At 64.1% G+C, this 20510-nt stretch carries 20 protein-coding genes; 16 read left to right on the top strand and 4 right to left on the bottom strand.

Going from position 1 to position 20510, the window contains the following annotated elements; all coding sequences use genetic code 11:
* The first annotated feature begins 102 nt into the window (after nucleotides 1-102).
* The 13 genes from rpoZ (at nucleotide 103) to BMW89_RS25660 (ending at nucleotide 14283) form a co-directional block, all read left to right on the top strand.
* Entirely contained in the window at nucleotides 103-495 is a 393-nt protein-coding gene (gene rpoZ, locus BMW89_RS25720; RefSeq protein ID WP_008133017.1) for a DNA-directed RNA polymerase subunit omega, read from the top strand.
* 208 nt (nucleotides 496-703) lie between these two features.
* Entirely contained in the window at nucleotides 704-2989 is a 2286-nt protein-coding gene (locus BMW89_RS25715) for a RelA/SpoT family protein (RefSeq protein WP_092030053.1), read from the top strand.
* Between the two features lie 46 nt (nucleotides 2990-3035).
* Nucleotides 3036-3788: a pyridoxine 5'-phosphate synthase gene (locus BMW89_RS25710; protein WP_092030051.1), complete on the top strand. Its 753-nt coding sequence runs from the start codon at nucleotides 3036-3038 to the stop codon at nucleotides 3786-3788.
* The gene (gene acpS / locus BMW89_RS25705; RefSeq protein WP_092030048.1) at nucleotides 3785-4204 is read left to right on the top strand and encodes a holo-ACP synthase; all 420 of its coding nucleotides are present in this window, start codon (nucleotides 3785-3787) and stop codon (nucleotides 4202-4204) included. Before BMW89_RS25710 ends, acpS begins: the two co-directional genes overlap by 4 nt.
* A 249-nt stretch (nucleotides 4205-4453) precedes the next feature.
* Nucleotides 4454-5218, top strand: a complete 765-nt coding sequence (lepB, locus tag BMW89_RS25700) for a signal peptidase I (protein ID WP_092030046.1) — start codon at nucleotides 4454-4456, stop codon at nucleotides 5216-5218.
* Nucleotides 5215-6048, top strand: a complete 834-nt coding sequence (gene rnc / locus BMW89_RS25695) for a ribonuclease III (RefSeq protein WP_092030043.1) — start codon at nucleotides 5215-5217, stop codon at nucleotides 6046-6048. Before lepB ends, rnc begins: the two co-directional genes overlap by 4 nt.
* Nucleotides 6038-6964 (top strand): GTPase Era, encoded by a 927-nt coding sequence (gene era, locus BMW89_RS25690; protein WP_092030481.1) that lies wholly within the window; start codon nucleotides 6038-6040, stop codon nucleotides 6962-6964. The genes rnc and era overlap by 11 nt, the downstream gene beginning before the upstream one ends.
* 21 nt (nucleotides 6965-6985) lie before the next feature.
* The gene (locus BMW89_RS25685; RefSeq protein ID WP_092030041.1) at nucleotides 6986-7366 is read left to right on the top strand and encodes a hypothetical protein; all 381 of its coding nucleotides are present in this window, start codon (nucleotides 6986-6988) and stop codon (nucleotides 7364-7366) included.
* A gap of 122 nt (nucleotides 7367-7488) precedes the next feature.
* Nucleotides 7489-8241: a DNA repair protein RecO gene (recO, locus tag BMW89_RS25680; protein ID WP_092030038.1), complete on the top strand. Its 753-nt coding sequence runs from the start codon at nucleotides 7489-7491 to the stop codon at nucleotides 8239-8241.
* Nucleotides 8242-8341: 100 nt separating this feature from the next.
* Entirely contained in the window at nucleotides 8342-8620 is a 279-nt protein-coding gene (locus BMW89_RS25675) for a hypothetical protein (RefSeq protein ID WP_092030036.1), read from the top strand.
* A gap of 61 nt (nucleotides 8621-8681) precedes the next feature.
* Nucleotides 8682-10940 carry a DNA topoisomerase IV subunit A gene (gene parC / locus BMW89_RS25670; protein WP_092030033.1) on the top strand — a complete coding sequence of 753 codons (2259 nt, stop codon included), beginning with the start codon at nucleotides 8682-8684 and terminating at the stop codon, nucleotides 10938-10940.
* Between the two features lie 243 nt (nucleotides 10941-11183).
* On the top strand, nucleotides 11184-12734 hold the full coding sequence (locus BMW89_RS25665) for an ABC transporter substrate-binding protein (RefSeq protein ID WP_092030031.1): 1551 nt from the start codon (nucleotides 11184-11186) through the stop codon (nucleotides 12732-12734).
* A 4-nt stretch (nucleotides 12735-12738) separates the two neighbouring features.
* A complete protein-coding gene (locus BMW89_RS25660) occupies nucleotides 12739-14283 on the top strand; it encodes a GMC family oxidoreductase (RefSeq protein WP_092030028.1) in 1545 nt (514 codons plus the stop codon).
* Between the two features lie 18 nt (nucleotides 14284-14301).
* Here the strand turns inward: BMW89_RS25660 and BMW89_RS25655 are convergent, their stop codons facing one another.
* The 4 genes from BMW89_RS25655 to BMW89_RS25640 are packed head-to-tail and all read right to left on the bottom strand — an operon-like array spanning nucleotide 14302 to nucleotide 17349.
* Complete coding sequence (locus BMW89_RS25655) at nucleotides 14302-14883, bottom strand: Fic/DOC family protein (RefSeq protein WP_092030026.1); 582 nt, start codon at nucleotides 14881-14883, stop codon at nucleotides 14302-14304.
* A gap of 8 nt (nucleotides 14884-14891) precedes the next feature.
* On the bottom strand, nucleotides 14892-15089 hold the full coding sequence (locus BMW89_RS25650; protein WP_092030024.1) for a hypothetical protein: 198 nt from the start codon (nucleotides 15087-15089) through the stop codon (nucleotides 14892-14894).
* A gap of 56 nt (nucleotides 15090-15145) precedes the next feature.
* The gene (gene chrA / locus BMW89_RS25645; protein WP_092030021.1) at nucleotides 15146-16531 is read right to left on the bottom strand and encodes a chromate efflux transporter; all 1386 of its coding nucleotides are present in this window, start codon (nucleotides 16529-16531) and stop codon (nucleotides 15146-15148) included.
* Nucleotides 16531-17349, bottom strand: a complete 819-nt coding sequence (locus BMW89_RS25640) for a chromate resistance protein ChrB domain-containing protein (RefSeq protein ID WP_092030018.1) — start codon at nucleotides 17347-17349, stop codon at nucleotides 16531-16533. Before BMW89_RS25640 ends, chrA begins: the two co-directional genes overlap by 1 nt.
* A gap of 193 nt (nucleotides 17350-17542) precedes the next feature.
* On the opposite strand from BMW89_RS25640, the gene dmeF reads away from it, so the two are divergent.
* From dmeF to BMW89_RS25625, 3 genes are all read left to right on the top strand, one after another.
* On the top strand, nucleotides 17543-18487 hold the full coding sequence (gene dmeF / locus BMW89_RS25635) for a CDF family Co(II)/Ni(II) efflux transporter DmeF (RefSeq protein WP_092030016.1): 945 nt from the start codon (nucleotides 17543-17545) through the stop codon (nucleotides 18485-18487).
* Nucleotides 18488-18574: 87 nt separating this feature from the next.
* Complete coding sequence (locus BMW89_RS25630) at nucleotides 18575-19414, top strand: N-acyl homoserine lactonase family protein (protein WP_177196308.1); 840 nt, start codon at nucleotides 18575-18577, stop codon at nucleotides 19412-19414.
* Nucleotides 19415-19493: 79 nt separating this feature from the next.
* Nucleotides 19494-20372, top strand: a complete 879-nt coding sequence (locus BMW89_RS25625) for a DMT family transporter (protein WP_092030013.1) — start codon at nucleotides 19494-19496, stop codon at nucleotides 20370-20372.
* The last annotated feature ends 138 nt before the right edge of the window (nucleotides 20373-20510 follow it).

The raw sequence follows: 20510 nt of genomic DNA, 5'->3' as shown, positions 1-20510 counted from the left end.
GCGAGGCCAAATCACAAATTGGCCTTGCGAAACCGGCCCGGTCCCTATAACTAGCCCCAATCATCCACATATTTCGTCCCACCCACAACGGAGCGACAGTCCATGGCTCGCGTCACCGTAGAAGATTGTATCGACAAGGTCGACAACCGGTTTGACCTGGTCCTGCTGGCTGCCCACCGTGCCCGCATGATTTCGTCTGGTTCACAACTAACGGTTGACCGCGATAACGACAAGAACCCTGTTGTATCTTTGCGCGAAATTGCCGACACGACCATCTCGCCGGAAGACCTCCGCGAGGAGCTGGTGCACTCGCTCCAGAAGTTCGTCGAGGTCGACGAGCCCGAGCCCGATACGGTGCCGCTGATTGGTTCCGCCGGCGCAAGCGTCGATGCGGACGATACCGAAGTTGCTGTTGAGCGCATGACCGAAGAGGAGCTCCTGAAGGGCCTCGAGGGCCTCGCGCCGCCGGAAGAGCAGCCCGAGGAGGACGAGTAAATCGTCCGTCGCAGCCGTCGACTTCTTGTGATCTTATCAAAGGCCCGAACCGTTGTTCGGGCCTTTGCTTTTGTTGGCGTTTTCGTGGTTACCATAGCGTTGTCGCTTCGCGCTGTGCACCTGTCATCGAATTGATCGGACGCGCGCGCGATCGGAGCTAAGATGTATACAACGGGCCGCCTGGTGGTCCGTTTGAAGGCAGGACGGCATGGTGTATCGACGCCGCAAACCAACGCAGATGCAGGCCGCAACCGAATCGGTTGCCGTGGCCCCGACTGCGCCGGTGGCACGCCCGGCGAAGCCGCGCGCGCGGATGATGCGCCAATATGACCTCGTCGAGCGCGTCAGGTCCTACAATCCCAACACCGACGAAGATCTGCTGAACCGCGCCTATGTCTACGCCATGAAGGCGCACGGCTCGCAGACGCGGGCCTCGGGCGATCCGTACTTCTCGCACCCGCTCGAAGTCGCGGCGATTCTCACCGACCTCAAGCTCGACGACGCCACCATCGTGGCTGCGCTGCTGCACGATACGATCGAGGACACCGAAGCGACGCGGGCGGAGATCGATCAGATCTTCGGGCCCGAGATCGGCGCGCTGGTCGAGGGCCTGACCAAGCTGAAGCGGCTGGAGCTGGTGTCGCGCGAGGCCAAGCAGGCCGAGAACCTGCGCAAATTGTTGCTGGCCATTGCCGACGATGTCCGCGTGCTCCTGGTCAAGCTCGCCGACCGCCTGCACAACATGCGGACGCTGGATTTCGTGCCGCCGGAATCGCGCCGGCGAATCGCCGAGGAGACGCTCGACATCTACGCGCCGCTGGCGGGCCGCATGGGCATGCAGGAAATGCGCGAGGAGCTGGAGGATCTGTCCTTCCGCACCCTCGATCCCGACGCCTATTCGGTGGTGATGCAGCGGCTCGACGCGCTCGCCGAGCGCAACCGCAATTTGATCGGCGAGATCGAGGCACAGCTTTCCAACAATCTGCGCCACAGGGGTCTTGGCGCGCGGGTCTACGGCCGCAGCAAGAAGCCGTTCTCGATCTGGACCAAGATGGAGCGCAAGTCCGTCGGCTTCGAGCAGTTGTCCGACATCTTCGGTTTTCGCGTCGTCGTGAACGACATCGAATCCTGCTATCGCGCGCTCGGCATCGTCCACACCACCTGGCCGGTCGTGCCGGGGCGCTTCAAGGACTACATCTCGACGCCGAAGCAGAACGATTATCGTTCGATTCACACGACGGTCATCGGCCCCGGCAACCAGCGCGTCGAGCTTCAGATCCGCACCGAGGCCATGGACCAGATCGCCGAGCGTGGCATCGCCGCGCACGTCTTCTACAAGGAAGGCGTGGGCTCGCCGACCGAACTCCTCAAGCGCGAGTCCACCGCGTTCGCCTGGCTGCGCCACACCATCGGCATCCTCTCGGAGAGCGCCAACCCGGAAGAATTCCTCGAGCACACCAAGCTCGAGCTGTTCCACGACCAGGTGTTCTGCTTCACTCCGAAGGGCAAGCTGATCGCGCTGCCGCGCCATGCCAACGTGATCGACTTCGCCTATGCCGTGCACACCGACGTCGGCAACAGCGCGGTCGGCTGCAAGATCAACGGCCAATTCGCGCCGCTGTCCTCGGAGCTCCAGAACGGCGACGAGGTCGAGGTGCTGACGTCGGAAGCGCAATCGGCGCCGCCGTCGGCCTGGGAAACGCTCGCGGTCACCGGCAAGGCGCGCGCCGCGATCCGCCGCGCCACGCGCACCGCCGTGCGCGATCAGTATGTCGGCCTCGGCCGGCGCATCGTCGAGCGCCTGTTCGAGCGCGCCAAGATCGAATACGCCGACGACAAGCTCAAGGGCGCGCTGCCGCGGCTCGCGCGTACCTCGATCGAGGACGTCATGGCGGCCGTGGGGCGCGGCGAGATCAAGGCCTCCCACGTCGCGCGTGCGATGTATCCCGACTACAAGGAAGAGCGCATCGCGCGCTATGGCATCAAGAAAGGGCTTGCCGCCAAGCTCAAGGAGAAGCCGTCGGAGCCGCCGCGCAGCCCGGTCGCGATCCCGATCCGCGGCATCAATTCCGACCTGCCGATCAAGTTCGCGCCGAACGGCGGTGCCGTGCCGGGCGACCGCATCATCGGCATCGTCACGCCGGGCGAGGGCATCACGATCTATCCGATCCAGGCGCCGGCGCTGAAGGATTTCGAGGAGGAGCCGGAGCGCTGGTTGGACGTGCGCTGGGACATCGAGGATACGGTGCCGCAGCGTTTCCCGGCCCGCATCAGGGTCGAGAACGTCAACGAGCCCGGCGCATTGGCGCAGATCGCGACCGTGATCGCCGAGCACGACGGCAATATCGACAATATCAGCATGCAGCGCCGCTCGCCTGATTTCACGGAGACGACGATCGACCTCGAAGTCTACGATCTCAAGCATTTGAGCGCGATTCTGGCCCAGCTGCGCGCCAAGGCGGTCGTCGCCAAAGTCGAACGTGTTAATGGATAGGCGCCTTTTCGTCTTCGCCTGTTTCTCCGATCTCGTGAGTCCTGAAATGCCTGCTCTTCCGCTCCGCCTCGGCGTCAATATCGACCATGTCGCGACCGTCCGTAACGCACGCGGCGGCCGCCATCCGGATCCGGTCCGCGCAGCGCTGCTGGCGATCGAGGCCGGCGCCGACGGCATCACCGCTCACTTGCGCGAGGACCGCCGGCACATCCGCGACGAGGACATGGCGCGGCTCAAGGCGGGGATTTCCAAGCCGCTGAATTTCGAGATGGCGGCGACCGACGACATGATGCGCATCTCGCTCGCCACCAGGCCGCATGCGGTGTGCCTGGTGCCGGAGCGGCGGCAGGAGGTGACGACCGAAGGCGGACTGGACGCGGTCGGCCAGCACAATGCGCTCGCGCCCTATATTGCGCGGCTGAACGATGCCGGCATCCGCGTCTCGCTGTTCATCGCCGCCGACCCCGCGCAAATCGAGATGGCGGCGCGGCTGCGTGCGCCCGTGATCGAGATCCACACCGGGGCCTGGTGCGACGCCGTGGTCGACGGCCACACCGACAAGGCCGAAGCCGAGTGGAAGCGGATCGTCGCGGGCGTGAAGCTGGCCAAGGCTGCCGGGCTGGAAGTTCACGCCGGCCACGGGCTCGACTATGCGACGGCGGAGACCATCGCAGCCCTGCCTGACATCATGGAGCTCAACATCGGCTACTACATGATCGGCGAAGCGCTGTTCGTGGGTCTTGCCGAGACGGTGCGCAGCATGCGCGCGGCGATGGACCGCGGCCGGAGCCTGGCATGATCATCGGCATCGGCTCCGACCTGATCGACATCACCCGCGTCGGCAAAGTGATGGAGCGCCATGGCGAGCGTTTCCTCGACCGCATCTTCACCGCGGCCGAGCGGGCCAAGGCCGAGCGGCGCGCCAAGAACGAGAAGATGGTGGTGGCGACCTACGCCAAGCGCTTTGCCGCCAAGGAGGCCTGCTCCAAGGCGCTCGGCACCGGGATCCGGCGCGGGGTCTGGTGGCGTGACATGGGCGTGGTCAACCTGCCGGGGGGACGGCCGACCATGCAATTGACGGGTGGGGCGCTGGCCCGGCTCCAGGCTCTGACGCCGGAGGGGTTCGAGGCGAAGATCGACCTGTCGATCACCGATGACTGGCCATTGGCACAGGCCTTCGTCATCATTTCTGCCGTTCCGCTGGCCAGACCCTGATTGTTCAGGGGGTAATTTTATAATTCTTTTTAAAAATCAATATCTTATGCAGTTTTGATGCGATCCTTGATTGCGTGGCCTCCGACAACCGTCTAAAAGTCCGCGGACGCAAATCAGGCTGGGCGAATTCGGCTTTACGCCGGAATTGGCCCTCATTATCAGAATCAGGACAATCTCCTTGGGTCGCGAACGGTGGGCAGTTCGCGGGAGGAGGGCGCTCTATGACCGCCGGCCGGAATTGAGAGAGCAATGAGCGTGACTTCGGGAACGAAAACTGAGAGTGGCGTCGGCGAAACGATCCGGGTCGTGATCCACGCTCTCCTGATCGCGCTGGTGATCCGCACCTTTCTGTTCCAGCCCTTCAACATCCCGTCCGGCTCGATGAAGGCGACGCTGCTGGTCGGCGACTATCTGTTCGTCTCGAAATATTCCTACGGCTACAGCCATTACTCGATCCCGTTCTCGCCGCCGCTGTTCTCGGGGCGGATCTGGGGCTCGGACCCGAACCGCGGCGACATCGTCGTATTTCGTCTGCCGAAGGACGACTCGACCGATTACATCAAGCGCGTGATCGGCCTTCCCGGCGACCGCGTCCAGATGAAGGACGGCCTCCTCTACATCAACGACGCGCCGGTCGAACGGCAGCGCATGAGCGAATATGTCGGCGAGGACCCGTGCGGCGCCGAAAGCGGCGCGATCTCGCGGGTGAAGCGCTGGAAGGAAACGCTGCCGAACGGCGTGTCCTACGAGACGCTGGACTGCGCCGACCACGGCTACATGGACGATACCAACGTCTACAACGTGCCGGCAGGCCATTTCTTCATGATGGGCGACAACCGCGACAACTCCACCGACAGCCGCTTCCTCGGCCAGGTCGGTTATGTGCCGCAGGAGAATTTGATCGGCCGCGCCCAGATGATCTTCTTCTCCATCGGCGAGGGTGAGCACGCCTGGATGTTCTGGCGCTGGCCGTGGTCGGTGCGCTGGAATCGCTTCTTCAAAATCGTCCGATGAAAGACGAAGCCAAGGACATCGCACCCCAAACGACCGAGCCGGCTGCGGCCCCTGGTGGCGAAGCTGCTTCCAAGACGCCTGCGAAGAAGAAGCGGGTAAGGGGCAGCAAGGCCAAAGAAAAGGCCAAGGCGGCGGACGCGAACGCTGCGCTTGAGGCGCGTATTGGGCACGGCTTTGCCGACCCGAACCTGCTGATGCAGGCGATCACGCATGTCTCGGCGCTGAAGTCCGGACGCAAGCGCGGCGATAGCTATCAGCGGCTGGAATTCCTCGGCGACCACGTGCTCGGCCTCGTCGTCTCCGACATGCTCTATCACGCCTTCCCGAACGCCGATGAGGGCGAGCTGTCCAAGCGCCTCGCCGAGCTCGTGCGCAAGGAGAGCTGCGCCGACGTCGCCAAGTCGCTCGGTCTGCTCGACGACATCAAGCTCGGCTCGGTCGGCTCCAGCGCCGATGCCCGCCTGCGCAAGTCCATCCTTGGTGACGTCTGCGAGGCCGTGATCGGCGCCGTCTTTCTCGACGGTGGCCATGCGGCCGCAGACGACTTCGTCAAGCGCAACTGGACCGAGCGCATGCACAAGCCGCGGCGTCCCTTGCGCGATCCCAAGACCGTGCTGCAGGAGTGGGCACAGGGCAAGGGACTACCGACGCCGATCTACCGCGAGGTCGAGCGCACCGGCCCGCACCACGATCCGGAATTTCGTGTCGCGGTGGACTTGCCGGGGCTGGCGCCGGCCGAAGGAACCGGCGGCAGCAAGCGTGCAGCGGAGAAGGTAGCGGCTTCAGTGATGATCGAACGCGAAGGTGTTGGCGGCGGCAATGACGGTTGAAACAAGCGGCGAAGCGCCCGCCGCAACGCGCTGCGGCTTTGTCGCGCTGATCGGCGCGCCGAATGTCGGCAAGTCCACGCTCGTCAATGCGCTGGTCGGGGCCAAGGTCACAATCGTCTCGCGCAAGGTGCAGACCACGCGCGCGCTGATCCGCGGCATCGTCATCGAGAACAATGCGCAGATCATCCTGGTCGATACGCCCGGCATCTTCCTGCCCAAGCGTCGGCTCGATCGTGCCATGGTCTCGACCGCCTGGAGCGGGGCGCATGACGCCGATCTCGTCTGCGTGCTGCTCGACGCCAAGGCCGGGATCGACGAGGAGGCCGAGGCGATCCTCACCAAGGTCGCCAGCGTGAAACACGAGAAGATCCTGGTGATCAACAAGGTCGACCTGGTCCAGCGCGAGAAGCTGCTGGCGCTGGCGCAGGCCGCCAACGAGCGCATGCCGTTCGCGAAGACCTTCATGATCGCGGCGATCTCGGGTGACGGCGTCGACGACCTCAGGACTACGCTGGCCGAGATCGTGCCGCCGGGGCCGTTCCTCTATCCCGAAGACCAGATGTCGGATGCGCCGATGCGGCAGCTTGCGGCCGAGATCACGCGCGAAAAGATCTTTCGCAAGCTGCACCAGGAATTGCCCTACCAGTCGACGGTCGAGACCGACAAGTGGGAGGAGCGCAAGGACAAGTCGGTGCGGATCGAGCAGACGATCTTCGTGGAGCGCGAGAGCCAGCGCAAGATCGTGCTTGGCGCGGGCGGCGCCACCATCAAGTCGATCGGTGCGGACTCGCGCAAGGAGCTCGCCGAGATCGTGGGCGTCCCGGTGCATCTGTTCCTGTTTGTCAAGGTGCGCGAGAACTGGGGCGACGATCCCGATCGCTATCGCGAGATGGGCCTGGAATTCCCCAAAGAATAACCAAGAAAAGATCGGTCACTGATGAGCGTACCCAGCAACGTCCGGCGCTTCGAAGCGCTGCTCTATGCATCGTTGATGCTGGATGCCTTGTCGGTCGCGGTGCAGGACCGCACCCCCAATGCCGAGATGACCGAGCAGATGATCATGACGGCGACCATGCTCGCCGGCGGGATGATCCTGTTGCTGGTCTACTTCGTCTGGCTGGCCGCGCATTGGCGCAAGAACTGGCCGCGCTGGGTGCTGGCGGCAGCGCTGGTGCTGTCGGTGATCTCGCTCGGCCAGATCATCGGCGAAAAGGGCATGGAGCTCGACAGCGTCATCGAGATCGTCTCCTGCGTGCTGACGACGATGGGCCTATATTTTTCCTTCAGCGGCGACGCGCAGGGCTGGTTCAACGCGTGAGGTCGCGTAGGGTGGATTAGCGAAGCGTAATCCACCATTTTGGTGTGCACGGGCAATTGGCGGATTACGCCTTCGGCTAATCCGCCCTACGATTGAAGGCCGGAATCCGCTAGACTTCACCCATGGAATGGACCGACGAAGGCATCGTGCTGGGTGTACGGCGGCATGGCGAATCCAGCGCCATTGTCGAGCTGTTGACGCGGACGCACGGCCGGCATCTCGGTCTCGTGCGCGGCGGCGCCGGCTCACGGATGCGGCCGCTGCTGCAACCCGGCAACAGCGTCAGCGTGGTGTGGCGGGCGCGGCTCGACGAGCATCTCGGCACCTACGCGATCGAGGGGTTGAAGCTGCGCGCCGCCACGCTGCTCGAATCGTCCCATGGGGTCTATGGCGTCACCCATCTTGCCTCCATTACGCGGCTTCTTCCGGAGCGCGATCCGCACGAGCAGATCTTCGCGATGCTCGAACATTCGCTCGATGATTTCGACGACATCGGCAGCGCCGCCGTACACGTCATCCATTTCGAGCTGGCGATGCTCGGCGAACTCGGCTTCGGGCTGGCACTGGAGAATTGCGCAGTGACCGGGGAGACCACGGACCTGATCTATGTCTCGCCGAAATCCGGCGGCGCGGTGTCGCGCGGCGCGGGTGAGCCGTGGCGCGACCGGCTGTTGCGGCTGCCGCAGTTCCTGCGCCAGGGCGAAACCACCAGCGATCTCACCGATCAGGATCTCCAGGATGGCTTTCGGCTGACCGGCCTGTTCCTGCTGCGCCATGTGCTGGAGCCGCGGGGGCAGGGCCATTCCGACGCCCGGGCCGGCTTCATCAACGCCTTGACGCGGCAGCAAGCCAAGGCGGCGCTTCCCGCGCCATGACCTGACGGGGACTCTGCCCTGTCGTAGGGCATGGCGTTCCCCGGAACGAAAGCCGGCGGGTTGAGTTTGCCCCACAGGTTCCATCACGGGGACGGCCTAAATGTTGATCAAGGGATTTGCCCTGTCCGCGGCGCTGCTCGCATTTGCGCCGGATGCAATGGCTGGTGAACCGCAACCCGGCGTGTTTCGCCGGGCATCCTGCACCGTCGTCCGGTACTATGTGGCGAAATATTCCGCTGCGGCTGCAGAGAGTTGGGCGCGGTCCAAGGGGGCGACCGAAGCCGAAATCGAGGTGGCCCGGCGTTGCGTGGCCAATGCGCCGGTCACCGCGCAGGCCAAGCCCCCGCAGACCGTTACCGCCGGGTGGGCAGGCCAGTAGGCCGCCCACAGGGAACCAATCGATCCTTGCCCGATTCGCTTCCACGGTTTAACCGGGCGGCATGGGAAAACGATTGATTCCGCCGGAAGAGCCGGCCGAAATTCATGAAGTGCCGCTGCGTGAGGCGCTGGAAGAGCGCTATCTCGCCTATGCGCTCTCCACCATCATGCATCGCGCGCTGCCGGATGCGCGCGACGGCCTGAAGCCGGTGCATCGGCGCATCCTCTACGGCATGCGCCTGCTTAGGCTCGACCCCGGCACCAGCTTCAAGAAGTCAGCCAAGATCGTCGGCGACGTGATGGGCTCGTTCCATCCGCATGGCGACCAGGCCATTTACGACGCCATGGTGCGTCTCGCGCAGGATTTCTCCTCGCGCTATCCGCTGGTCGACGGCCAGGGCAACTTTGGCAATATCGACGGCGATAACCCGGCCGCCTACCGCTACACCGAAGCGCGCATGACCGATGTCGCGCGGCTTCTGCTCGACGGCATCGACGAGGACGGGGTCGAATTCCGTCCGAACTACGACGGTCAGTCGAAGGAGCCGGTCGTGCTGCCCGGCGGCTTTCCGAACCTGCTCGCCAACGGTGCGCAGGGCATCGCGGTCGGCATGGCGACCTCGATCCCGCCGCACAACGCCGCCGAGCTCTGCGAGGCAGCGCTGCATCTGATCGAGAAGCCCGACGCGAAATCCAAGGCGCTCTTGAAATGGGTGAAGGGCCCGGATTTCCCGACGGGCGGCATCTGCGTCGATTCCAAGCAGGCGATCGCTGAAGCCTACACCACCGGCCGCGGCTCGTTCCGCGTCCGCTCCCGATGGGAACAGGAAGAGGGCGCACGCGGCACCTGGGTCGTCGTCGTCACCGAGATCCCCTTTCTGGTGCAGAAGTCGCGCCTGATCGAGAAGATCGCCGAGCTGCTGGACCAGAAGAAGCTGCCGCTGGTCGGCGACATCAGGGACGAGTCGGCCGAAGACGTCCGCATCGTGATCGAGCCGAAATCGAAGAACGTCGATCCGGCGCTGATGATGGAATCGCTGTTCCGGCTGACCGAGCTCGAAAACAAGATTCCGCTGAATCTCAACGTGCTGATCAAGGGCCGCGTGCCCAGGGTGGTCGGGCTCGCGGAGTGCCTGCGCGAATGGCTCGACCATCTGCGCGATGTCCTGCTCCGCCGCAGCAATTACCGCAAGATACAGATCGAAAACCGGCTCGAGGTCCTCGGTGGCTATCTGATCGCATTCCTTAACATCGACGAGGTGATCCGGATCATCCGCACCGAAGACGAACCGAAGCCGGTTCTGATGAAGACATTCAAGCTCACCGAAGTCCAGGCCGAGGCCATCCTCGACATGCGGCTGCGTCGCTTGCGCAAGCTCGAAGAGATGGAAATCCGCACCGAGGACAAGAATCTCCGCAACGAGCTCAAGGGCATCAACGCGATCCTCGCCTCGGAGCCCGAGCAGTGGAAGAAGGTCGCCGAGCAGGTCGGCAAGGTCCGCGACATGTTCGGGCCGAAGACGCCGCTCGGCAAGCGCCGCACCACCTTTGCCGACGCCCCCGAGCACGACCTCGCCGCGATGGAGGAAGCTCTCGTCGAGCGCGAGCCGGTGACCGTTGTCGTCTCCGACAAGGGCTGGATCCGCACCCTGAAGGGCCATGTCGAGGATCTCTCGGGGCTTGCCTTCAAGCAGGACGACAAGCTCGGCTTCGCGTTCTTCGCGGAAACGACGTCGAAGCTGCTGCTGTTCGCCACCAACGGCAAATTCTACTCGCTCGATGTCGCAAAACTTCCGGGCGGCCGCGGTCATGGCGAGCCGATCCGCCAGTTCATCGATCTCGAACCGGAGGCCGCGCCGGTCACGCTGTTCGTCAACAAGGGCGGTCGCAAATTCCTGGTCGCGAGCCATGAAGGTCAGGGCTTTGTCGTCAACGAGGACGATTGCGTCGGCACGACGAAGAAGGGCAAGCAGGTCCTCAATGTCGACATGCCGAACGAGGCGCGCACGGTCACCGAAGTGATCGGCGACACCGTCGCGGTGATCGGCGAGAACCGCAAGATGCTGATCTTCTCGCTCGACCAGGTGCCGGAGATGGCGCGCGGTCGCGGCGTTCGGTTGCAAAAGTACAAGGACGGTGGCCTCTCGGACATTGCCGTGTTCGAGGCCAAGGCGGGCCTGACCTGGAAGGACTCCGCGGGGCGCGAATTCTCGGCGACGATGAAAGAACTCGCCGAGTGGAAAGGTACCCGCGCAGATGCTGGGCGCATGCCGCCGAAGGGTTTCCCGAAGTCGAACAAGTTCGGCAAGGTGATCGGGTAGGTGCGCAGTCTCTCGTGCCCCGGACGCGCTGCAACGCTCTAGCGTCGCTGCGCAGCGTCCGGGGCACGAGAGCTCCGCTCGCAATAACGAGCTGTGATGGCGCCGCTCTCCAACTCAAAAGTGCGCACCCCGCAAACGCGCGGCAGCTAGCCACGAGCGCATACGTGATTTTGTCGTATGGGCACGAACATTGCTTTTTTCTGGCGACTGCGAACGTTCCAGTCAAAAGGCAAAAACACACCAATGTTCAAACTGAAGGCTTTCATTCCGGCGCTGTTCGCCCTCGCGATTGTTGCGGCTCCTGTGCATGCGGCGGGCAATCTCGTCGCGGTGCTCGAGGCGGAGATCGTCATGCTCGATCCGCATTTTTCCACGGCCTATATTTCGCGCACGTTCGGCTACATGGTGTTCGACACGCTGTTCGCGAAGGATTCCAAAGGCGACATCAAGCCGCAGATGGTGCAGGACTGGAAGGTCTCGCCCGATGGTCTGACCTACAGTTTCACGCTGCGCGACGGCCTGAAATGGCATGACGGCCAGCCGGTCACCGCGGCCGATTGCGTGGCCTCGCTGCGCCGCTGGGGTACCCGCAGCGCGCTTGGCCGTCGCATCTTTGCAATCACGGCCTCGCTCGAGCCGACGGATGCGAAAACCTTCGTGCTGACGCTGAAGGAGCCGTCCGGTCTCGTCATCGACGCGCTCGGCAATCCCGTCAGCCCCGTCGCCTTCATGATGCCCGAGCGCATTGCCAAGACGCCGGGCGATCAGCGCATCACCGAGATCGTCGGCTCCGGCCCGTTCGTCTACAGCAAGGCCGATCACCGCACCGGCGATCGCATGATCCTGAAGAAGTTCGCCGATTATGTGCCGCGGTCCGAGCCCGCCGACTTCCTAGCCGGCGGCAAGCGCGTCAACATCGACACGCTCGAGGTCCGCGTCATTCCCGACGGTTCGACCGCCGCGTCCGCGCTCCAGGCCGGCGAGATCGACTTCATGCAATATGCGCCGTTCGATCTGTTGCCGGCGCTCGAGAAGAACGCGCGCGTGAAGCTGGTCAATTTCACCGGCGGCAACATGTTCGCCGGTGCCTATCGTCTCAACGCGGCATCGAAGCCGTTCGACGATCCCGAGATCCGGCGCGTGCTGTGGAAGCTGGTCGACCAGCGCGAAGTGCTGGATGCGCTCGGGCTCGATGCCAAATACGCGGCGCCTTGCGCGACGTTCTTCACTTGCGGCACCACCTATGACAGCAAGGCCGGCACCGAGGCCGCCGCCAAGCCGTCGATCGAGGCGGCGAAGGCGGCGTTGAAGGCGACCAAATATGCCGGCGAGCCCGTGATCGTCATGGAAGCCAACGATCTCGAAGCCCCGCGCGTCTCGGCGCAGGTGCTGGCCGAACGGCTGAAGCAGGCCGGGTTCAACGTCGATTTGCAGGTCATGGACTGGGCGAGCGTGCTGGCGCGCCGCGCCAAGAAGGAAGGTTGGAGCGTCTATGGCGTTCACGCCGGCGGTTTTGACCTCGGCTCGCCGCTGACCAACGTTATGGTCGCCTTCAACTGCGCCGACTTCACGGGATGGCAGTGCGATACGCGCATCACGCCGCTGGTGGAAGCCTTCGCCAAGGCGCCGGCCGAGGAGGATCGCAAGAAGATCGCCGGTGAGATCCAGAGCATCATGTACGATCAGGCGCCCGGAATTCCGTGGGGCCAGTTCGCCCAGCCGGCTGCCTATCGCGCGACCTTGCGCGGTCTGATACCGTCCGCCATCCCGGTGTTCTGGAACGTTGAGAAGTAACGCGATGTACGATGTCATTGTTGTCGGCGGCGGCTCCGCTGGCGCTGCTGTTGCGGCACGGCTCTCGGAAGATCCCGCAAGGCGCGTTCTGCTGCTCGAAGCCGGTCTCGACTGGCGCGCCGACGAGGCACCGTGGGAGGTGAGGACGCCAAATCCCATCCCGATCATCCACAAGCGCGAGTATCAGGAGAAATGGCAGTGGCCGCATCTCCTGACGCGCCGGGTGGCGGAGCAGGAGCCGCGCTTCTATTGGCGCGGCAAGGGGCTCGGCGGCTCATCGATGATGAACGGCCAGATCGCGATCCGCGGCGTTGCCGACGCGTTCGACGAATGGGCCGCCAATGGCTGCACCGGCTGGTCGGCCAAAGAGGTGATGCCGCTGTTCTCGGTGATCGAGGACGATTTCGAGTTCGGCGACACCGCAGGCCACGGCCGCGGCGGACCATTGCCGGTCTATCGCGCGCCGCCCGAAAAATGGGGCCCGATCGATCGTGGCTTGCGTGATGCGGCGCTGGCCAGCGGCTATCCCTGGTGCGCCGACGTCAACGGCCCTGATGGCGAGGGCGTCGCCTGCTATCCCATCAACAGCCGCGACAGCCGCCGCATCACCACCAATGAGGGCTATCTCGAGCCCGCGCGCGGCCGCGCCAATCTGGAGATCCGTGGGCGTGCGCTGGTCGATCGCGTGCTGATCAGCGACGGAAGGGCGACCGGGCTTCGTGTTCACATCGAGGGGCAGGGCACCCACGATATCAGCGCACGCCAGATCGTGCTCTGCGCCGGCGCGATCCACAGCCCGGCAATCCTGTTGCGCTCGGGCATCGGACCTGCGGATGAGTTGAAGGCGATGGGGATCGCGGTCGAGCGCGATCTGCCGGTCGGCCGGCACTTCTTCGACCATCCGCTGTTTCGCGCAACGATCCAGCTCCACGAAAACCTGCGGCCGACCGATCCCGATACCCGACACACCAATTGTTGCGTGACCTATTCCTCGGGCCTCGCCGATGGCGGCAAGCGCGACATGATCCTGATCGCCTTCAACCATCGCGGCGTCGGCGTGCCAGGAGCGATCGGCGCCGGGCTGTTCAACGCGTATTCGCGTGGGACGTTAAAATTGGCCTCGACCGATCCTGCGATCGACCCTGTCGTCGAGGAGAACATGCTGGCCGATCCCCGCGACATGCTGCGCATGATCGATGCAGTGAAACGGCTCGCCGTGATCACCTCCCAGCCGGCGCTGTCCGGCATCGCCGACTGGATCAGGCTCATCGACACCGATCTGACATTGCCGCAGGCAGCAGCCCTGTCGGACCACGAGCTCGATGCGCTGCTGCGCCGTGAGACCGGCGACATCCAGCATGCCGCCGGTAGCTGCCGCATGACCGGCGTCAACGACGCCGATGGTGTGGTCAATCCCGATGGCACCGTGAAAGGCATCTCTGGCCTGCGCGTCGCCGACGCCTCGATCATGCCGTCGGATTGCCGGGCCAACACCCACTTCACGACGGTGGTGATTGGAGAAGCGATCGCGCGGATGATGATGCGGTAGCCGGCGACAGCGAACCAACTAGCCGATGAGCAACCGCAACTCTCTCTCAAGCGGGCCATTGTCGCCGACAAAGCTCCGGATCATCGCCCGTAGGAAGCGTTCGGGATGAAGCCGGTCCAGATGCAGCGAGTGACCAGCCTTATCGGCAAGCACCGCCATGAAAGCCATTTGCGCGCGGCCATTGCCATCGCGGAACGTATGAATGGCATTCAGGATACTCAGGAAGTCAGAGGCCGCTACCGCAAATTCGTCGGCGCTCCGGTTGCGGAGGTAGCGGTTGGCCTTCAAGCGGCCAAATGCCTGCCTTAGCTGACCGTCTATGTGCTGCGGATAGCAGAAAGGTGCGCTCCCCGGTTTACTGATGCGCACCGTGCGAGGCTTGCCGGCCCATGGGTAAACATCCTGGAAGAGGTGACGATGAATTCCTAGAAAATGTCTGACGCTCGATAGCCCGGTTGGCAGAGGCTCATCAAAGCGCTGGGCCGTCGCAGCAGTCTCAAAGCGTGTGAGGGCCTTTTGCGTTCGTAGGTTTCTGAGATTTTTGAGAACCGTTGTGCCTGGATAGCAATAGGTATCGTCGTCGGTCTCGTAGAGCGACACGGTCCTGGCTATTTCCCGTACTTGTTGGCGATAGTGGTTCGACGCGCTTCCGCGGAGGCTCCGCTCTTGTCGAGCGAACGGAAGGTCGTCTTCATCTCACGAGACATGCGAATGCCTTCGACGGCACTGAGCTTCTCAAAGCCCTTGCGGCCGATGACCAGCCCCTTGGACTTCGGCTGAGATGGTTTGTTTATTTTCCCATGCATGGGTTAGCTTATACCACATAAGCCTCGATTTTTGAATGAAAAGTTTTCGCGGCCCCCTAAATCACCCCCACCATCCGCAGCGCCACGCCCGCCGCGCAGCTACCTGCCAGCACCGTCAGCATCCCGAGCTTGAACCGGAAGATCGCGGTGGCCGCCGCAATCGCCAGCACGAGCGCGGGGACGTCGACGCTGGTCAGCACCGGCCTATCAAAATTCAGCGGGAACGCGTGCACCGGCACGGTCTCGCGGAACAGCGTGTGCAGCGCGAACCAGATCGAGAGGTTGAGGATCACACCGACGACGGCGGCCGTGATCGCGCTGAGCGCGCCGGCAAGGCCGGTGTTGCCGCGCAGGCGCTCGATGTAGGGCGCGCCGACGAAGATCCAGAGGAAGCAGGGCGTGAAGGTGACCCAGGTCGCGAGCAATCCGCCGAAGGTCGCCGCGACCATCGGCGACAGGCCGCCCGGATCGCGGTAGGCCGCCATAAAACCCACGAACTGGAGCACCATGATCAGCGGGCCCGGCGTGGTCTCGGCCATGCCGAGGCCGTCGAGCATCTCGTGCGGTTTCAGCCAGTGATAATGCTCGACCGCCAGCTGGGCGACATAGGCCAGCACCGCATAGGCCCCGCCGAAAGTGACCAGCGCCATCTTCGAGAAGAACAGCGCGATCTGGCTGAACACGTTGGCCTGTCCGAGGGCCAGGAGCAGCGCGATCACGGGCACCAGCCAGAGAGCCAGCCATAGTGCGCCAACCCGGATCGCGCGCGCCGTATCGGGGCGCACGTGATCGGGCACGGCGTCGCCGAGCATGCTGTCGATCACGGCGCTGCTGCCGCTAGGACCGTGACCGGCCGGGGCGAATTCGGGGCGGCCCTGTCTGGCGCCGACATAACCGATCACGCCGGCGGCGATGATGATGATCGGGAACGGCACGGCGAAGAAGAAAATCGCGACGAAGGCTATCGCGGCTAGCGCGATCATGATGCGGCTCTTCAGCGCGCGCTTGCCGACACGCACCACGGCCTCGATGACGATCGCGAGAACTGCCGCCTTCAGACCGAAGAACAGCGCTTCGACGAAGCTGACATTGCCGAAAGCCGCGTAGATGTAGCTGAGACCCATGATGGCGATGATGCCGGGCAGAATGAACAGCCCGCCCGCCATCAGCCCGCCGGCGGTGCGATGCATCAGCCAGCCGATATAGGTCGCGAGCTGCTGTGCCTCCGGCCCCGGCAAGAGCATGCAGTAGTTCAGCGCATGCAGGAAACGTCCCTCGGAGATCCACCTCTTCTCCTCGACCAGGATGCGGTGCATCACCGCGATCTGGCCCGCGGGCCCGCCGAAGCTGAGGCAGGCGACGCGGAGCCAGACGCGAAAGGCCTCGCCGAAGCTGATGCCGTGACCGGCATCAGCTCCTGCTTGATTGGCGCGGACGTCCATTACGCCTTCACCTTGTTGGTCGGCCAGTTGTGGGTCTCGCCGGTGGCGTCACGGCACCAGCGATAGAAGGCGTCATAGAGCGTCATGCCGGCCTCGAGCTGTTCGAGATCGTCGTCATACATGCGCGACAGTCCGAGCGAGGCTGCGAGCAGGCCGGGCGCCTCCGGTGCGAGATCGGGCCGCGCGGTGTCGGCGCCGCGCACCAGGGTTGCCAGCCGCAGCAAGGCCGGCGTCGCGAGGCCGAACTCTTCGATCATCACGTCGAAAGTGCAGAGCTCGCCGCGGTGGCTCCAGAACACGTTCTCGATGTCGAATGGCGCCGCGTTGAAGCGCTCGCCGACCGCGACGACCTCGGACGGTGCGACGAACAGGAACACCGCGTTGGGATCGACGAAGCGGCGGATCAGCCAGGGGCAGGCGATACGGTCGACCTTGGGCCGCGCCCGGGTCACCCACACGGTGCGCCCCTTGGTGTCCCGCGGCGGCAGCTTGCTCGCATCGACCAGCGGCAGTTTTGCGTCCTTCCAGCCCTCGAAACCTCCCTCCAGCGTCTCGGCCTGGACGCCGAGCTGCCTGAGCCAGGCCGCGGTGCCCTGCGCGAGCTTTGCGCCGCGCAGGCAGGCGACGATGGCGGAGCGGCCGGCAAATTCGCCGCCCCAGTCCGGAACCTTGTCGTGGCTGAGCTTGATGGAGCCTGGAATCAGCCGCCGGTCGGCGGCGAAATCCTCGTCGGTGCGCACGTCGATCAGGACAGGCGCGTTCGCCATACCGATCAGCCGTGCCAATTTGTCAGAAGATATCGTTGTATAGGAAGACATGATGCGCCCTCGTAAGAACAAACGGGACGCGATACTTGGGCATGTCGCCTCGTGGGGAGATCGCTCAAATCCCCATGAACTCTAATACACCGAAACCGCCGCGACCTGTCAACGGCTCGTTTCGTCGATTTTGTGCGCTGGCCCCGCGGGTCTATATTGGGGCCAACGGACCTGACCTTTCGGAGACTTGCCGATGCATTCCCATTCCATTGACCAATGGACCCATGACCACGCCTTCCTCGGCGACAAGCACGACGAGAACGAGCGGCGCACCTGGCTGGTCGTGGTCCTGACACTGGTCATGATGGTCGGCGAGATCATCGCCGGCTCGCTGTTCGGCTCGATGGCGCTGCTGGCGGACGGCTGGCACATGGGCACGCATGCGGCGGCGCTCGGCATTGCGGCATTCGCGTATCGCTTCGCGCGCCGGCATCTGGGCAATGCGCATTTCACCTTCGGCACCGGCAAGTTCGGCGATCTCGCCGCCTTCTCCAGCGCGATCATTCTGGGATTGATCGCGGTCGAGATCGCCTATGAGAGCGTGCTGCGGCTGTTTACGCCGGTGCCGATCGTCTATGGCGAGGCGATCGCGGTCGCCGTGTTGGGGCTGTGCGTGAATCTCGCCAGCGCGTGGCTGCTGCGTGACAACCATGATCACCACCATCACGGCCATGCGCATCATGATCACGACGATCATGATCACCACCACCATCATCACGACAACAACCTTCGCGCGGCCTATGTCCACGTCATGGCGGACGCGGCGACCTCGGTGCTGGCAATCGGCGCCCTCGTGGTTGCGATGTATTCGGGCTGGGTCTGGGCTGACCCTGCCGTCGGCCTGATCGGCAGTGCCGTGATCGCGAGCTGGGCGTTCGGGCTGGTCAAGAGCTCAGGCGCGGTGCTGCTCGACGTGCGCGCCGACGAGAAGCTGGAGCGGGTGATCCGGGCACGCATGGAGGTCGGTGATGATCGTGTCACTGATCTGCATCTCTGGCAGGTCGGTCCCGGCCATTGCGCCGTGCTGGTGTCCGTGGTGTCGGACAAGCCGAAGCAGCCGGCGGTCTACAAGAAGCGGCTCGCCGGGCTGAAGGGCCTCAGCCACGTCACCGTCGAGGTCGAGACCTGCCCGCACTGATGTGATCCGCGCAGACGGAATTCTGCGGCGCGGCCGGGGTTGATCCTCGGTCGCAGCCGACCCGAAAGCTGCAAAGAGGGACCAAGGATGATGCCCAACATCATGAAGATCAAGCTCGCTCTCGCCGCCGCTGCGCTCGCTTTGTCCGCTCATGCGGCCATGGCGCAATCGGAAAAGACCGGCGTCGAAAGGCTCTACGTCCTCAATTGCGGGGAGGGCACCGCCGGCGACATCTCGCGCTGGACGCCCGGCCTGAACGAGGGCAAGACGATGGACTTCGTCGATAGCTGCTATCTCATCAAGCACAGCAAGGGCTGGTTCCTGTGGGACACCGGCATCGCCGATTCCGTCGCTTCCATGCCCAATGGCCTCGCGCCCGCCGATCCCAAGGCCGTGACCTGGCGGCGGCCGAAGACGCTTGCGGGCCAACTCGAGCAACTCGGTGTCAAGCCCGAGGACGTCAAGGCGATGGCGGTCTCGCACACCCATCCCGACCATTCCGGCAATGTCGAACTGTTCCCGCAGGCTACGCTCTACGTGCAGAAGGCCGAATATGACTGGCCCGGCGCCAACAACGAGCCGCGCTTCAAGCCCTCGCATCCGGTCGAGCTGCTGTCAGGCGACAAGGATGTGTTCGGCGATGGCAGCCTGACCATCCTGTCGACTCCAGGCCATACGCCGGGGCACCAGTCGCTGCTGGTGAAGTTGCCGAAGACCGGCGCGGTGGTGCTGTCAGGTGATGCCGTGCACTTCAGGGATAATTGGGACAACCGCCGCGTGCCCAGCATGAACGCCAACAAGGAGCAGAGCGCAGCCTCGATGCAGAAGATCTCGGACACGCTGGACAAGGAGAAGGCGCAGCTCTGGATCAACCACGACAAGGCCCAGCGCGACAGCCAGAAGATGGCGCCGGCGTTTTACGACTGATGCGCTCTGATGCTGCTGCCATGATACTGGCAGCAGCACCGTGCTAAGGCCCGCCTCAACGCCGCGACAGGAGATGATCGTGGGAGAGTGGGCCGGGGTCGCGATCGCGCTGGTGTCGAGCAGCCTCGGCGGGACGGCCGCGGCGATCACGCGCTATCTCGTCGGCGGCGCCGATCCGGTCCTGCTGGCGATCTTGCGCTGGGGGATCGGCTTTCTCTGCCTGCTGCCGTGCGCGCTGCTGCTCCGCGTGCGCTGGCCGCAGCGATCCGACTGGCCGGCCGTGGCGCTGCTCGGCATCTGCTTCTTCGGCCTGTTCTTCATCCTCTACAATATCGCGGTGTCCTACACGACTGCCGCACGCGCCAGTCTCGCGCTGGCGACGCTGCCGCTCCACACCATGGTGGTCGGGGCGATCCTCGGCGTGGAACGGCTGACCGCGCGCAAGATCTTTGGCGTCGGCATCGCCGTGCTTGGCGTGGCGGCAGCGCTGGCCGCGGGCCTCGCGCAGAGCCCGCCGGGGGCCTGGCGCGGTGAGCTGATCATGACCGGTGCCGTGTTCTGCATGGCGTTCTACAACGTGCTGTCGCGCCCGCTGATGCAGCGCTCGAGCGCGCTCGGCTTTCTCACCGTCGGCATGGGCGCGGGCGCCGCCGTGCTGGTGCTGGCGGGGCTCGTGAAGGGCAGCTTTGCGGCGCTCGATCACTTCACGACGGCACAATGGATCGCCGGCATCTATCTCGGCATCGGCGGCGGCGCGCTCGCCTTCATCCTCTGGGTCATGGCGCTGGCGCGGGCGACGCCGACGCGGGTCGCCAATACAATGACGGTCAATCCGATCGCGGCCACCTTGCTCGCGGCATTGCTCATCGGCGAGCCGATCACGCCGAATCTCCTGATCGGGTTGATTGCTGTCTTCGCGGGAATCTGGATCGCGACCGGAGAGGCGAAGACGAATTGATCAGCCTCGCGCAACGCGACGGATTAAAAATTTCGTCGAACTCTAGGGATAGCCTAGCTCTCGCTGCAGGATGCCGTGCAGATCGATGCAGGTGAGCGCGATGTGCTGCTGTTGCAGTGCCTATAGTTTCGCCAATGC

The sequence above is a fragment of the Bradyrhizobium sp. OK095 genome (assembly GCF_900109945.1).
GTDB lineage: Bacteria > Pseudomonadota > Alphaproteobacteria > Rhizobiales > Xanthobacteraceae > Bradyrhizobium.
Note: the sequence above shows the minus strand (reverse complement) of the source record. Positions and strands in the feature narration are given on the sequence as shown.